The 13,186-nt window shown below is 60.3% G+C and carries 13 protein-coding genes and 1 pseudogene; 6 read left to right on the top strand and 8 right to left on the bottom strand.

Annotated elements, in window-relative coordinates; genetic code table 11:
* The 5 genes from HA630_RS14655 to HA630_RS14675 form a co-directional block, all read right to left on the bottom strand.
* On the bottom strand, positions 1 to 2,192 hold a 2,192-nt coding region (locus HA630_RS14655), incomplete at its 3' end, for a type I restriction endonuclease subunit R (RefSeq protein WP_166835585.1).
* Between the two features lie 33 nt (positions 2,193 to 2,225).
* Positions 2,226 to 2,837 carry an SLATT domain-containing protein gene (locus HA630_RS14660; RefSeq protein ID WP_166835587.1) on the bottom strand — a complete coding sequence of 204 codons (612 nt, stop codon included), beginning with the start codon at positions 2,835 to 2,837 and terminating at the stop codon, positions 2,226 to 2,228.
* Positions 2,815 to 3,696 carry a nucleotidyltransferase gene (locus HA630_RS14665; RefSeq protein WP_166835590.1) on the bottom strand — a complete coding sequence of 294 codons (882 nt, stop codon included), beginning with the start codon at positions 3,694 to 3,696 and terminating at the stop codon, positions 2,815 to 2,817. Before HA630_RS14665 ends, HA630_RS14660 begins: the two co-directional genes overlap by 23 nt.
* Positions 3,693 to 5,018 carry a restriction endonuclease subunit S gene (locus HA630_RS14670; protein ID WP_166835592.1) on the bottom strand — a complete coding sequence of 442 codons (1,326 nt, stop codon included), beginning with the start codon at positions 5,016 to 5,018 and terminating at the stop codon, positions 3,693 to 3,695. The genes HA630_RS14665 and HA630_RS14670 overlap by 4 nt, the downstream gene beginning before the upstream one ends.
* Positions 5,015 to 6,940, bottom strand: a complete 1,926-nt coding sequence (locus tag HA630_RS14675; RefSeq protein WP_166835594.1) for a class I SAM-dependent DNA methyltransferase — start codon at positions 6,938 to 6,940, stop codon at positions 5,015 to 5,017. The genes HA630_RS14670 and HA630_RS14675 overlap by 4 nt, the downstream gene beginning before the upstream one ends.
* A 333-nt stretch (positions 6,941 to 7,273) precedes the next feature.
* On the opposite strand from HA630_RS14675, the gene HA630_RS24765 reads away from it, so the two are divergent.
* The 5 genes from HA630_RS24765 to HA630_RS14695 are packed head-to-tail and all read left to right on the top strand — an operon-like array spanning position 7,274 to position 10,709.
* Positions 7,274 to 7,405 carry a hypothetical protein gene (locus HA630_RS24765; RefSeq protein ID WP_256368644.1) on the top strand — a complete coding sequence of 44 codons (132 nt, stop codon included), beginning with the start codon at positions 7,274 to 7,276 and terminating at the stop codon, positions 7,403 to 7,405.
* 46 nt (positions 7,406 to 7,451) lie between these two features.
* Positions 7,452 to 7,826: a DUF3489 domain-containing protein gene (locus HA630_RS14680; protein WP_166835596.1), complete on the top strand. Its 375-nt coding sequence runs from the start codon at positions 7,452 to 7,454 to the stop codon at positions 7,824 to 7,826.
* Complete coding sequence (locus HA630_RS14685; protein ID WP_166835598.1) at positions 7,823 to 8,332, top strand: DUF2924 domain-containing protein; 510 nt, start codon at positions 7,823 to 7,825, stop codon at positions 8,330 to 8,332. Before HA630_RS14680 ends, HA630_RS14685 begins: the two co-directional genes overlap by 4 nt.
* The gene (locus HA630_RS14690; RefSeq protein ID WP_208300094.1) at positions 8,332 to 10,095 is read left to right on the top strand and encodes a recombinase family protein; all 1,764 of its coding nucleotides are present in this window, start codon (positions 8,332 to 8,334) and stop codon (positions 10,093 to 10,095) included. The genes HA630_RS14685 and HA630_RS14690 overlap by 1 nt, the downstream gene beginning before the upstream one ends.
* Positions 10,092 to 10,709, top strand: coding sequence for a hypothetical protein (locus HA630_RS14695; protein ID WP_166835600.1), 618 nt, complete (start codon positions 10,092 to 10,094; stop codon positions 10,707 to 10,709). The genes HA630_RS14690 and HA630_RS14695 overlap by 4 nt, the downstream gene beginning before the upstream one ends.
* A gap of 117 nt (positions 10,710 to 10,826) precedes the next feature.
* Here the strand turns inward: HA630_RS14695 and HA630_RS14700 are convergent, their stop codons facing one another.
* Positions 10,827 to 11,126 (bottom strand): helix-turn-helix domain-containing protein, encoded by a 300-nt coding sequence (locus HA630_RS14700; protein ID WP_166835602.1) that lies wholly within the window; start codon positions 11,124 to 11,126, stop codon positions 10,827 to 10,829.
* A gap of 83 nt (positions 11,127 to 11,209) precedes the next feature.
* Between HA630_RS14700 and HA630_RS14705 the strand changes: the two genes are divergently transcribed.
* Positions 11,210 to 12,094: a hypothetical protein gene (locus tag HA630_RS14705; RefSeq protein WP_166835604.1), complete on the top strand. Its 885-nt coding sequence runs from the start codon at positions 11,210 to 11,212 to the stop codon at positions 12,092 to 12,094.
* Between the two features lie 28 nt (positions 12,095 to 12,122).
* On the opposite strand, the gene HA630_RS14710 is transcribed toward HA630_RS14705, so the two are convergent.
* Both HA630_RS14710 and HA630_RS14715 read right to left on the bottom strand, forming a co-directional pair.
* Entirely contained in the window at positions 12,123 to 12,803 is a 681-nt protein-coding gene (locus HA630_RS14710) for an NUDIX hydrolase (RefSeq protein ID WP_166835606.1), read from the bottom strand.
* Positions 12,804 to 13,186 (bottom strand): annotated as a pseudogene (locus HA630_RS14715) (hypothetical protein); the annotation flags it as partial.

The following is a 13,186-nucleotide window of genomic DNA, read 5'->3' on the forward strand; positions in this document are numbered from 1 at the left end:
TAGGTGCGGTTCAGGCGCGACAGGGTCTGCACCGCTTCCACGCCTGAGATCTTCTTGTCCACGTACATGGCCACCAGCTTGGGCTGGTCAAACCCGGTCTGGAACTTGTTGGCCACGATCATCACCTGGTACTCCGGCGTGTCGAACGCCTTGCGCATGTCACGGCCACGCAGGTTGGGGTTCAGGGTGATTTCGTCGAATTGGTGGTCCTTGGGCAGCTCTTCGGCGATCAACACGCCGGTTTGCTTGTCCTGGTTGGGCACGTCACCGCTGAAGGCCACCATGGCGTGCAGGTCGGTGTAGCCACGCTCGTCGCAATACTTCTTGAGCATGCGGGCGTAGCTCACGGCCGAGGCGCGTGAACTGGTCACCACCATGGCCTTGGCCTGGCCGTTGAGCAGTTGAGCCACGTTGGTGCGGAAGTGCTCGACGATGAGCTTGACCTTCTGGCCCACGTTGGTGGGGTGCAAGGACATCCACTTGGCCAGCGACCGTTTGCCGGACTTTTCATCGACACGCTGGTCTGCCGCCACCGCCATGTCCGAGGCCAGCTTGTAGGCCAGGGAATACGAGGTGTAGTTCTGCAGCACATCGAGGATGAAGCCCTCATCGATGGCCTGCTGCATGCTGTACAGGTGGAAGGGAGCCGGTGGGTTGTCCTTGCTAACGGGCAGTGCCGGATTGAGCGGGCGGCCAAACAGCATCAAGGTGCTGTGCTTGGGCGTGGCGGTGAAGGCGAAGTAGCTGGCGTTGCCGGGTCGCTGGCGGGAGGCCTGCCAGACGGACAGCTTGTCGTACGCGCTGAGCTGGTCCCACTCCTCTTCGCTCTGGCCGGTGAGCACGTAGCGCAGGTCGTCGGCGGTGCTGCCGCCGGTGCTGCTGTGCGCCTCGTCGATGATCACGGCAAAGCGGCGCTCGCGCAGGCTCTGCTCCTTCAAGATGGCCTCTTGGGCATGCGGGAAGGTTTGCAGCGTGCAGACGATGATGGGCGTGCCCGCCAGCATGGCCTGGGCCAGTTGATGGCTCTTGGGCAGGTTGGAAGTATCCCGGTCCACCGCCTTGACCACGCCGGTCTGGTGCTCGATCTGGGTGATGGCGTCTTGCAGCTGCTTGTCCAGCACCTGCCGGTCGGTGACGACGATGACGCTGTGGAAATACGGTTCGCCGTCCGCGCGCCGCACCCGAATCAAGGAGTGTGCCGTCCAGGCGATGGTGTTGGTTTTTCCCGAACCGGCACTGTGCTGGATCAGGTAAGGCTGGCCTGCGCCCTCCTGGCGCACGGTGTCCAGCATCTTGGTCACGCTTTCCCACTGGTGAAAGCGCGGGAAGATCAGGCTTTCCTTGATGTGGGTGTGGCCTTGGGCGTCTTTGCTCTCTTGCTTTTGCAGCAGGACGAAGCGGTGGAAGATGCGCAGCCAGTTGTCCCTTTGCAGCACCCGGCGCCAGAAGTAGCCCACCGGGTAGGTGGGCTGGCCGTCTGGCCCCACCTCGCCTGGCGGGTTGCCTGCGGCGCCTTCGTGGCCTCGGTTGAAGGGCAGAAAGAAGGTGGAGTCGCCATCGAGCTTGGTGCTCATGTAGATGAGGCTGTCGCTCATCGCAAAGTGCACCACGGCGCCGCGCTTGAAGGTCAGCAGCGGCTCCAGGCCACCGGCCTTGCGCTTGGGGTTGCGGTCTTGCTTGTACTGGCGCACCGCTGCCCAGACGGACTGGGTGAAATCGGTTTTGAGCTCGACCGTGGCCACCGGGATGCCGTTGATGAAGAAGACCAGGTCGATGGCGTTTTCGTTATCGAGCGAGTAGCGCACCTGCGGCACCACACGCAGCAAGTTGCAGGCGTAGCGCTGGCGGGTGGTTTCGTTGCGCTCGTCTTCGGGCAGGCCTTCGCTCATCTTGAGCGTGCCGGCACCGGCAATCTGGAACCCATCACGAATGACCGATACCGTGCCGCCGTCTTTGGCCTCCAGAGCCTTGGCCAGACGGTCCAGCACTGTGGCTTCGGTATTAGCCCCGTTCAGGGCCTTCAGCTTGGCCCATGCTTGCGGCTGGCTGCATTGGAGCCAGTCCACCACGTCGGCGGGGTACAGGGCGCGGGCCTTGTCATACTGACCAGGGTCGCCAACTTGCCAGCCGCCGGCCGCCAATTGCTCGACGATGTGGCGCTCCAGCTCGCATTCGTGGTGGATGTGACTCATTTGGCTCCCTTGAGCGAAAAACCGACGATGAACTTAGGACTCGGTGTTGGGATGGCTCTTGCGAAGTTTGCTCGGTAGCAGGTGGTCCAGTTCGCTCTCACTGAAGAACAGTTCCTCTTGCTGTTTCAGCGCCTGCTGCGCAGCTGCATAGGCAACGCTGTCCGTCCGGGGTGCACTTCGATAGACATCTGCAAGGGTTGCATTCAACTTGTCACGCTCAGTCCGGATGCTTACCGCATCACGGCCATCCTGCATATCTGTCAAGAGACTGAGCAAGGCCTCTCTGATGGCCCAAAGCTTCGAAGCAACCTCGGTGTGCTTCTGTGCATATTCTCCGAGCGAGGCTTCCTTAAAGTACAGAGTCAGCCACAGAAGCACAGTGGACAGCACTGCACCAATGATGGTGGCCGTTGACGAGTCCCCGAAGACGGCGAAAAGCAAGCTTCCAGATGAAGCTGCCGAAAAGACGATTTCCGCCGTTTTGATGCATTTGTATCGAGCCACATAACGGTCAGCCATTTTCTCGTGGGTCTTGTGGGTGTAGGCCACCCGGCCATACATCTCGCGCAACTGCCCCTCAAGTGTTGCATCAACGGCCTTGGCCGCAAGCTTCACGTCGGCGTCAGTTGGGGAAATTTGTTCCATAGATTGCCCTGTACTTTTGCTTTGCAGACCAATCTTGGCCCAAGTTCTGATGTGAAATTGCTTCAAGCGCACGGAGTTCCGCCTGCCGAGCCTTGTATTCAAAGGGGCCTTTGCGCCACACATATGAACCGCTTCCAGGCGCGAGCCAGTAATCCTGCGTACTGTCTCGATTGGCTAAAAAATTGAAGAAATCCCGAGTCATAAAGTCGTAGTAGAGATACGACTTTTCACGATACTGCCAGGAGCCAATAAACTGATAAGCTAGCGTATCGATGAGCATGCCACTCATAGGGACGCTGTTCTCATCGCGCCAAGCCCGAGCCATTCGGGACAACTCAACCAAGTTCTTGTTACAGGCAGAGTTGCGGTCAGAAAAAGCCGTCATCTCTTGCTTTGGCCAACAATTCTTCCAAGAGCCTCCGTTGTTACTGTCCGCAAAGATGTAACCCCCTTTGTCACCCAGGAAAGCAGGCAAAACCTCGTAGGTCACATTGTCATTGAATGATATGACGACAACCTGCCCATCTCCCGAGACACTTGACGAAGGGTACGTGGTCTGAATGGCCGTTCGAACAGCGCTGAGGAACGAGGACTGCTTGTTACCGGAATAGGCGTTGTATTGGTGGTAGACCGATGCAGGGAGTTCTACAAGCAAGTCGACATCGCTTACTGATGGAATCGCAGTGCTACGCCCCATCGAACCCACATAGAACCGGTAGGCGGTGTCGTTATCGATGTTTCGAAACGATGCGTTTACCGCTTTAGTGATGCGAGCCGTGCGGTATGAAAATGAGGCTCGTTGGTCGGTCCCCATCCGCAAGTTACTACAGAAATCAGAAAACCATTCACCGACACTCATGACGCCTCCCGTAAGTCGATTTGACCTGTGACGGCTGCGGTGATAATTGCGGTGCGGCGCTCCTTAAGTAGTTCGATGCTCCGCTCTGTCTTAACCACAATTCTGTCAATACGCATGGTGCCGGAGCTTACACTGGCAACAATTGAACGTTGCTCTTCTACACTGGGAACAGGAATTTTGATGTTTCCCACCTGCTCTTGGTTGACTGAAGGAACCGCACCAGGATTAACCAACCAAGCCATGTCATAGCAACTCAGAACCGCATGCAGCCACGTACCGAGGATTCCATGTGGAATGGCAACCATCATGTTGTTATCTGCGCAGCCAGGGATAGACATCAGGACCCTGCGATTAAGAAGAAGCGCTGCCCCAACTTTTGCAAAAGCAATCGTTCCAGCAGGAAAGATTTTTGCCCTCAGCTTGTCAGCAGTTTCTGGAGTGATGTAGTTCTCCGCGCTAGTCATGCCATTGGACAAGTCAGCGACCTTGAAGAACGGGATAGGGGCGTCTTGAATCCCCTGCTCATCATCAGGAAAACCAGCACCACCATCGAGCCTGGCCAATTGCTTGAGCGGTTGAATGCCCCAATGCTCCGGCACCTCCCCCAGCCACTCCACCCCGGAGTCCTTCATCTTCACGTTGGGGTCAAGCCCTTTGGCCACGGCATGGGTGATGAGGGCTTGACGCTTCTCGCGCAGCAGTTCGATGAAGCGGGTTTTCTTGGTGATGAGGGCGTCGATGCGGGTGGTTTCGCGGTCGAGATGGGAGGCGATGGCAAGTTGCTCATCCATCGAAGGCCAGGCTATCCGGACACTTCCTAACTCTGTTCGGCTAATTCTTTGCATGGTTGCCCCACTTGCGAGCAACCCCATTTCATGAAAATAGTCAGCAGCAGAAAACCTATAGACGACGTAATTAACCAGAAACTCTTGGGATGGTCGAAATATCACGTTATCAACGGATGTCACCACTCTTCCGCCGAGGTCCGGAACTATGCAGGCCCGACCAATTGGAGGATTTAAGCGAGATATGAGAATGTCACCTTGGCGAACATCTATACATTGCAGCTCATTAAAGGTTTCTTCGCTGATGTATCCAGACCCCTGTTCTTTGTAAGTTCCTGGACCGACGTTGCCCGTCGTGATGTAGCGAATCCCACTTCCAGAAAGATTCTTGCTTTCAATCCAATCTCCATCTATGAAGCAAGCTCCGGGGGAGTTAGCCAAGCTCTTGATTGGCTTTACAACCCAATGTTCCGGCACCTCCCCCAACCATTCCACCCCCGAGTCCTTGTACGCCGGGTACGGCTTGTAGTGACTCATTCCGTCACCTCACCCAGCAGCGCAGCAATCTCCGCTTCAATGGCCTTCAGGTCCTGGTCGATGTCTTCCAGCTTGCGCGGCGGCTGGTACTGGTAGAAGTAGCGGTTGAAGTTGATTTCGTAACCGACGATGCCCACCTGGCCGTCCTTCTCGTCCTTCTTGCCTTCGTCGATCCAGGCATCGGGCACGTGGGGCAGCACTTCCTTGGCAAAGTAGTCGGCAATGCTCTGGCCCAGCGGCACGTTTTCGAACTCGCGCAGGTCCGCATCGGGCATGACGTTGCCCTTCTCATCCTTCATGGGCTGCGCGTCCGGGTCTTTTAGCCCCAAGGCAGCCATCAGCTCCTTCAGGTGCGCCTTGGTCAGCTTCTTGATGCCTGCGGCTTTGAGAAGCGCGTCGATGCTGTCGAAGGTGCCGCGCACGGTGGCCAGCTTGTCGGCATGGGCCTGGTTGGTGACGGCGTTGAAGTTGGCAATGCGCGCGTCCGTGGCCTCAAAGCGCAAGCGCAGTGGGCGTTCCACGGTGATGCGGCGGTAGCCAAAGTCGGTGGTCTTGAACAACTTGCTGATGCCCTCGTTGGGCATGTCTTGCAGCAGGCGGGCAATCTCGGCGATCTGGTCTTCCGACAGGCGCTTGCGCTTGCTGCCCAGCGACTTCTGCATGGGCGTGTGCAGGGCACTGGCGTCGATCAGTTGCACCAGGCCTTTGCGCTCTGCTGCCTTGTGGTTGCTCAGCACCCAGATGTAGGTGCCAATGCCGGTGTTGTAGAACAGGTCGTTGGGCAAGGCCACGATGGCCTCGAGCCAGTCGTTCTCCAGAATCCAGCGGCGGATTTCGCTCTCGCCACTGCCCGCACCTCCGTTGAACAGAGGACTCCCCGACAGCACGATGCCGATGCGGGTGCCTTTGCTGTGCTCGTCCACTGGTTTGCGCTTGCTTAGCAGGTGCATCAGGAACAGCAAGGAGCCGTCACCCACCCGTGGCAGACCAGGACCAAAGCGGCCGGCAAAGCCTTCGTTGACGTGTTCAGCGTTCACGTCAGCCTGCACCTTCTCCCACTTCACGCCAAAGGGCGGGTTGGCCAGGCAGTAGTCGAAGCGTTCATTGCGCAGCTGATCGTTGTTGAGGGTGTTGCCCAGCTTCAGGTTGCGCACGTCGTAGCCCTGAATCAGCTTGTCGGCCACGCTGATGGCGTAGGTCTCCGGGTTCAGCTCCTGGGCGTAGGGCACCAGCTTGGCGTTGGGGTTCCATTCCTGCACCTGTTCAATGGCGCTGGAGAGGAAGCCACCCGTTCCCGCTGCACAGTCGTACACAGTGCGGATCACACCCTGGCCGTTGAGGGCTTCATGGTCGGTGGCGAACACCAGGGTGGTGACCAAGCGCACCACGTCACGCGGGGTGAAGAATTCCCCGGCGGTGTCGTTGGCGCTTTCGGCGAACTTGCGGATCAGGTGCTCGAACACCAACCCCATCTCGTGGTTGGTCAGCACATTGGGGTGGAGGCCCAGGTTGGCAAACTGATTGGCCACCATGTACAGCAGATTGGCTTTTTCGAGCTTTTCCAGCCACTTGCCGAATTCAAAGTGCTCGAACACCTGACGAGCGTTGGCCGAGAACTTGGCCACATAGTCTTCTAGGTTGGCTCGGGTGCTGGTGGAGCCCAACGTGGCCAGGTTGAACTGCGACACGTTGTAGAAGTTGGCCTGTGCCGTGGCGGGCAACACCAGGTCCAGGTCAATGCCGGTCGTCTTCACGGCTTCGTACTGGGCGAGGACGGCCGAGCGGGTCGGCTCCAGCACACACTCCAGGCGACGCAGCACGGCAAAGGGGAGGATGACGCGACCGAACTCGGATTGTTTGAAGTCACCGCGCAGGGTGTCGGCGATGTTCCAGATGTCGGAGGCGAGGTTTTGTTGGTTCATGGTGTCACTGCACAAGTCACGCGCAGAGGGCGGCACACAAACCATCCCCCTGCAAAAGCCAAGGCACCTCATGGGGTGCCGTTTTGATCGCATCGTACCGGGGTTTGGAACCCAAAACAGATGCCGGACCGATTCAGGTGTCTTGCAGGGTTACCAGCGCTGCGAACAGCCCAGTGCAGCGACGCAAGGCACCCAGTGCTGATTCACGTCCTGCTACACCCAAAGCCATGGTGACCATGGCCGAAGCTCTTCGCCCCCTACTGGCACACCATCTTCAAATTTGAAGAGAGCAGATGGCCACCTACCAGGCATCTTTGTACTTGCATACTTGCCATGGCCATCGACGTCCCGGTGAGCGATATCGACATCGCACAAACAGCACCATTTTTCCAATCACATCAAGTCCGCCTCGCTATCTCGACCACACACCACGGCTACTCTTCAAAGAAGTTGATCGACCCGTGAAGTAGAGCGTTACTACCCCCGTGCCCAGTCAGGCACGGGAGTAAGAATGAAACGCACACCATCCCCCAAGTCAGCCAACCCCGCCACACCACCGCCCAACAAGGCCGCTGCGTCGCCCTCGAAGTCGATCAAGGCAAAAGCCGGCACACCGGTCAAACGCTCCCGCACCGAACACCCCCCGGCTGAGGGGACAGAGCCAGTTTGCACGCCTCCCGCGCAGAGCAAGCAGGCCCAGCTGATCGCGCTGCTCCGCACGCCCAGCGGCGCCTCCATGGCCCAACTGACCGCCCTCACCGGCTGGCAGGCGCACACGGTGCGCGGCATGATCAGCGGCACCTTGCGCAAGCATATGGGCTTGTCGGTGACGCTCGAGACGGTCGATGGAACCCGCCTGTACCGCATCGCGGGAGCATCCGCATGAGCGCGCAGGTGAATGCCTCCATCGGTGCTTCGGCACCGTATCAAACGGGTTCGGTCTTCAAGTCCCAGGTGGGTGTGATGTCGGCGACGGCCTCCGATGTGGCTTCGGGCATGGTGGCAAGCGTGGTGGGCGATTTGGCGTCAGCCGACCGCACCACCCTGGCCCAGCAATGGCACACCCTGTTTCATCGCGATCCCCCCGCCCACGTGCAGGTGGCCTTGATGCGTCGAGTCTTGGCCTGGCACGCACAGCACCAGGTCTCACCGTTCGCGGCCAAGGGGACATCGGTCTCGTCCATGTCTCTCACCCACCCACCGAGGTCGGGCACCACATTGGCCCCCGGCACCCGCCTCTTACGGGAATGGCAAGGTGCGACCCACGAGGTGCTGGTTCTGGCCCAAGGCTTTGAGCACCAGGGCAAGCACTTCAGCAGCCTGAGCGCCGTTGCGCGTGCCATCACCGGCACCCCCTGGTCAGGGCCGGCCTTCTTCGGGATCAAACGCTGATGGCCCGCAAGACCGCTGCCTCCCTGAAGGCAATGGCCCACAAGGCCAACATGGCCTCACTGGCCACCCTGCCCTGTGCCATCTACACGCGCAAGTCCTCCGAGGAGGGCCTGGAGCAAGACTTCAACTCGCTGCACGCCCAGCGCGAAGCGTGCGAGGCGTTCATCCTGAGCCAGAAGGCCCTGGGCTGGACCTTGGTGCCCACGACCTACGACGATGGGGGTTTCTCTGGTGGAAACACCGAGCGCCCTGCCCTGCAACGCCTGATCGCCGACATCGAAGCCGGCAAGGTCAAGGTGATCGTGGTCTACAAGGTGGACCGCCTGACGCGCTCCCTGGCGGACTTTGCCAAGATGGTGGAGCTCTTTGACGACCGGGGCGTTTCCTTTGTCTCGGTCACCCAGCAGTTCAACACCACCACCTCGATGGGGCGTTTGACGCTCAACGTGTTGCTGTCCTTTGCCCAGTTCGAGCGCGAGGTGACCGGTGAGCGCATCCGCGACAAGATCGCTGCGTCCAAGCGCAAGGGCTTGTGGATGGGGGGCCTGGTCCCAGTGGGCTACCGGGCCAACGGCCGCACCTTGGAGCCCGACGAGGAACAAGCCGAACGCATCCGGGAAATCTACCGGCTGTACCTGAAGCTCGGTGGTGTGGGTGAACTGTTCGAGGAACTGCAGGCCCGCGGCTGGCACACCCCGGAGCGCTCGCACAAGCGGCCGGGCTTCGGTGGCAACAAGCCCTACAGCCGTGGCCACCTCTACCGCATCCTGAGCAACCCGGTCTACATCGGGATGACCACCCACCACCATGAAGTCCACCCGGGGCAACACCCGGCGATCGTGGACCAAGCCTTGTGGGATCAGGTGCAGCAGCGGCTCGCGGACAACCGGCAAGGGCACAAGACCCAATCGCACGCGGCCCACCCGAGTCTGCTGGCGGGCAAGCTGGTCGATGAACAGGGACGCCGTCTGGTGCCTTCCCACGCCCGCAAGGGGAACAAGCGCTACCGCTACTACGTGACCCCCATCGACGAGCCGGGCGAGCCGGTGCGACTGCCCGCCAACGAACTGGAGGAGTTGGTCATCGCCGCCATCGTCCAGTGGACAAACGACGAACAACGCTTGGTCGATGCGGTGGGTTGGTGCAACGCCCAGATCGCCCAGTATGCGGTGACGGCGGGCAAGCTCCTGGCGGCCCAGTTGCAACTGAACCCGCGTGAGCGGGTCGGGGGTTGTGTGGACGCTGTGCTGGTTGGGCCGTCGTCGGTGCGCATCACCCTGGACCTGATCGGCTGTGGCATCGTGAAGGTCAACCCTGGAGGTGGGTCGGAACCCGGACCGGCGTCGGACCCCGTCCCCACGCTGGTCGAGATCGAGGTGGAGGCCGAGCGCAAACGCTGTGGCGGGGCCGTCCGGTTGGTGGTGAGCCCCCAGGGCAACGGTCCGCAGGTGCCGCGAGAGCCAGACACGACTTTGCTGGGCCTGATCGGCAAAGCGCAGAGTTGGCTCGATCGGATGACGCAACAAGGCCAAGGCACTGGAGAAATCGCCAACGCCGAGCAGGTCTCCCCTGGCTACGTCACCCGGATGCTCCACCTGGCGCTGTTGGCACCGGACATCGTGCAAGCCATCGCACAAGGCCGGCAACCGATGTCGCTGAACGCCACCAAGTTGATGAAGTGCATGCCCTTGCCCATGGACTGGGAGCAGCAGCGCGCCTTGCTGGGGATGACCGAGGGTGTTGGCGCAGGAGGTCTGCAATGAGCGGCCTCTGCCACCGCTTTGTTAACGGGCTGCGCGCCCGCACCGAGGTGGAGTGCCGCGTCAAAACAGCGGCGGGGCACTGGCGGTATGCGTGCCTGCACCGGGAAGTCGAAATACCCGCAGCGAGCGCAAGTGTCGCCTGGATGCAGGCGGCTCGGTTGTTGTGCGGGTGGAGACCGGAAACCACAGGGTCAACGCAGGTCGACCTGGCCGGTCTCGCCGATCCGATCGAGCTGGCCCAGCAGTGCCAGCCCGGGATCGTTTGTGAAGCCGTCCCCATGATCACCCCCCAGCCGATCGGAGAGCGGGTGCTACAGGCGGTTCTTGAAAACGCGGTGCCGATCATCCAGTACGGCGATGGGCAGCACACCCGCTGGTCCACGGTCTGCGGGGTGGAGCTGTTGGACGGTGTGGCGCAGGCGCTCCTGCTGCTCGACGCCAGGCTCCCTGGCCCCTGGGGGGTTGCCTATAACGCCCGCCTGGAACTGGCTTCGGTGGCGCGCGCGTCGCCCCAGTTCCTGGCCTTGCGGGCGACCGATGGGCAGTCTTGGCGCGTTTCGCTGCAGCAGCTCTTCATCGCCAGAGCGGGTGCCTCGGGTCGCGATGTGGTGTAGCCGCCAGCGATTTCGCATCCACTACACTCGCCTTTTATGATGTGTTTGAAACCCTTTATAAGCGATCATGACAAGTGAATCACCCAGACCTGAGCGTTTGATGATCGCGGTCCAAGGCTACGGTCTGGCCGTGCGGGGGGCGCGCATCTGGGTCGGGTCGAATCCGCGCAACTCCGCCAGATTGGGGTCGAGCAGTTCGTGTGCAGGCAAGCCCACCGCTTGGGCCAGCCGTTCGATGTTGTCGATGCTGATGTTGCGGGATCCCCGCTCCAGGGTGCCGACGAAGGCCCGGTCCAGATTGGCTTCGTGTGCCAAGGCCTCTTGTGACATCTCTTTGGCGATGCGGGCCATGCGGATGTTGCGGGCAAAAATCAGACGCAGCGAGTAGCCGCTGGGGTCGGAGGCAGGTTTGGGCATGCCTCGCATCGTCAAAAAACATCGCGTTTGGATCCACGGTGTTTGAAACCCTTTTAAAACTTATGAAACCAACAGAGAGCAACATGAACGAAAAAACCGATCACTTGACCAACAAACGCCGGCAGCAGCTGTTGGGCGCATGGGATGGTCTGCTGGGCCTGGGGTTGCGCGTGAAACTGTGGTGCGCCCTGCTCGTCGGGGCGCTGGTGCTGCAGGGGTGCAGTCCCCAGGGGGCCGATGGTGTGGAGTCCGCGTCTGAGCAGACGGCGCACTTCCCAAAGCACATTGAAGTTGTGGACGCCGGGACGTACTTCAGTAACGTGCCCGCTTATGCCGGTCGGGAGGTGTACTTGTATCTCAATCGGGTGAGTGCCTCGCTGTTGAAAACCGGGTCTTCTCAGATGCTCATGAGCAGGGATGGAAGAGATGTCTCAAAGTACGGTTACCTGGAATTGTCCAACCGGGCAGTGAAAAAATGGCAAAGCATCGGTTTGGATTCCAAAAAGAAATACACCATCACATTCAAGGTCAAGGCGACTGACCAGTGCAACGGCTGCGGCTTCATGTACCGCATCGAAGCCGATGATTTTGTGGTCCACGCCGAAGGCGATGCCCGCTACCCGGCCAAGGTCACACTGGGGGCAAACGGTCTGCCCGTGGAGCGACTGACATTTCCCAGGCCGATTACGGTCACAGACCTCAAGCAGCTCGAGCTGTTTCCAGAGCAGTACAAGGACCGGGCGATCCGAGTCCAATTGACGTTTGTGACAAGCCAGATCCAGCCCCACAACGACGCCTACCTCGAAATGGAGGAAATCGGCAAGCTGAAGGTCTTGGTGAAAAAGGAAGTGATCAGAAACAAGCTTGCCGGGTTGCCGACAGTGGCTACCGTCGAGATCACCGGCAAGCTTGAAACCAGCGGCGGTTCATCGCTCCTCATGGGTGACAAGCTCGACGTCTGGGAGTGAAGGCTCGACTTTGGCGGTGACCTCCACATCAGTGGGGTTCATCCGCCGACCGGCTTTCCAAAGCATCGACAATGGGGCGATCGTTCGGGCTGTTGAACACCAGCGGCAGTTGCTCCTGAGGCACCAGCATCACCGCCTGCGATTCCCAGCCCATGTCGGCGGGATTGCCGCCCACCCGCTCGGCCAGGTAGTAGCGTGCGTAGCTGGTGCTGCGTTTGACGTCGACCAGGTGTCGGACCAGTCGCACCTGCAGGCCTGACTCTTCATAAGCCTCCACCAGTGCTGTGGCCTGGGTGGACAGCCCTTTGTCCATCTTGCCCTTGGGAAACGTGGCCTGGTAACCGCCAAAGGCGTTGCTGGGCACCACCACCCAGATGCGCCCATCGGGCTCACGAATCACCACGCCCGCCGCCTTCTTTGCGGCTGGGACATCGAACTCGGGTTCAGGGACCCAGTGCTCGGCCGCCAATGCCTCCCACCCCTCGTTCGAGTGAGGCGCTGCCTGCCAGGACGATGCTGGCACGCCGTTGATCGATGCCGGCATGGGCCCGTCCGGCACCACGCAGGCGATGGCCATTGCATCGGACCAGGCTTCCAGGCCGCTGGGCTGGCTGGGGTGCTTGATCGCGACCGGTTGGCCGTGGTCATCGGGCCTGGGGTGGATTACCGGACTCACCGTGGCCCACGCTGATGCAGCTGGTGTCTTCATTCAGGGCTTGCTGGACTTGCTGTACGTCTGCGGCTGGGTCTGCAAGCGGTACAGCACATCCCAGACGTCGTGGTACAGGTGGGCCCGGTTCGGTCCCTGGACTTTCGAGACCTGGCTCTTGAAGTTGCTGTAGTTGAGTTGGTTGACCAGGCTGGCCATGGCAGCGGCCACCTCGGCACGGGGTGCCACGGCGCGGAAGCGGTAGTCGTTGACCTGGCTCTCCTGGATATCCCCCAGGCCGGGCAGGTACTGCTCGCGCAGCGCTTCCAGGTCAGCCCGAACGCGTGCGCGCACGGTCAGGGTGTCTGTTGCCACGTCGCTGGGTTTCTGGACGATGCTGAAAAATCCTACTGGTGTGATGAGCCACATGGGGTCCTCCTTGC

The sequence above is a fragment of the Aquabacterium sp. A08 genome (assembly GCF_011742065.1).

What these genes read in the sequence shown, in the direction of transcription:
- HA630_RS14660 (WP_166835587.1), bottom strand. Translation starts at nt 2,837, where the DNA reads ATGGAACAAATTTCCCCAACTGACGCCGACGTGAAGCTTGCGGCCAAG.
- HA630_RS14665 (WP_166835590.1), bottom strand. Translation starts at nt 3,696, where the DNA reads ATGAGTGTCGGTGAATGGTTTTCTGATTTCTGTAGTAACTTGCGGATG.
- HA630_RS14670 (WP_166835592.1), bottom strand. Translation starts at nt 5,018, where the DNA reads ATGAGTCACTACAAGCCGTACCCGGCGTACAAGGACTCGGGGGTGGAA.
- HA630_RS14675 (WP_166835594.1), bottom strand. Translation starts at nt 6,940, where the DNA reads ATGAACCAACAAAACCTCGCCTCCGACATCTGGAACATCGCCGACACC.
- HA630_RS24765 (WP_256368644.1), top strand. Translation starts at nt 7,274, where the DNA reads ATGGCCATCGACGTCCCGGTGAGCGATATCGACATCGCACAAACAGCA.
- HA630_RS14680 (WP_166835596.1), top strand. Translation starts at nt 7,452, where the DNA reads ATGAAACGCACACCATCCCCCAAGTCAGCCAACCCCGCCACACCACCG.
- HA630_RS14685 (WP_166835598.1), top strand. Translation starts at nt 7,823, where the DNA reads ATGAGCGCGCAGGTGAATGCCTCCATCGGTGCTTCGGCACCGTATCAA.
- HA630_RS14690 (WP_208300094.1), top strand. Translation starts at nt 8,332, where the DNA reads ATGGCCCGCAAGACCGCTGCCTCCCTGAAGGCAATGGCCCACAAGGCC.
- HA630_RS14695 (WP_166835600.1), top strand. Translation starts at nt 10,092, where the DNA reads ATGAGCGGCCTCTGCCACCGCTTTGTTAACGGGCTGCGCGCCCGCACC.
- HA630_RS14700 (WP_166835602.1), bottom strand. Translation starts at nt 11,126, where the DNA reads ATGCCCAAACCTGCCTCCGACCCCAGCGGCTACTCGCTGCGTCTGATT.
- HA630_RS14705 (WP_166835604.1), top strand. Translation starts at nt 11,210, where the DNA reads ATGAACGAAAAAACCGATCACTTGACCAACAAACGCCGGCAGCAGCTG.
- HA630_RS14710 (WP_166835606.1), bottom strand. Translation starts at nt 12,803, where the DNA reads ATGAAGACACCAGCTGCATCAGCGTGGGCCACGGTGAGTCCGGTAATC.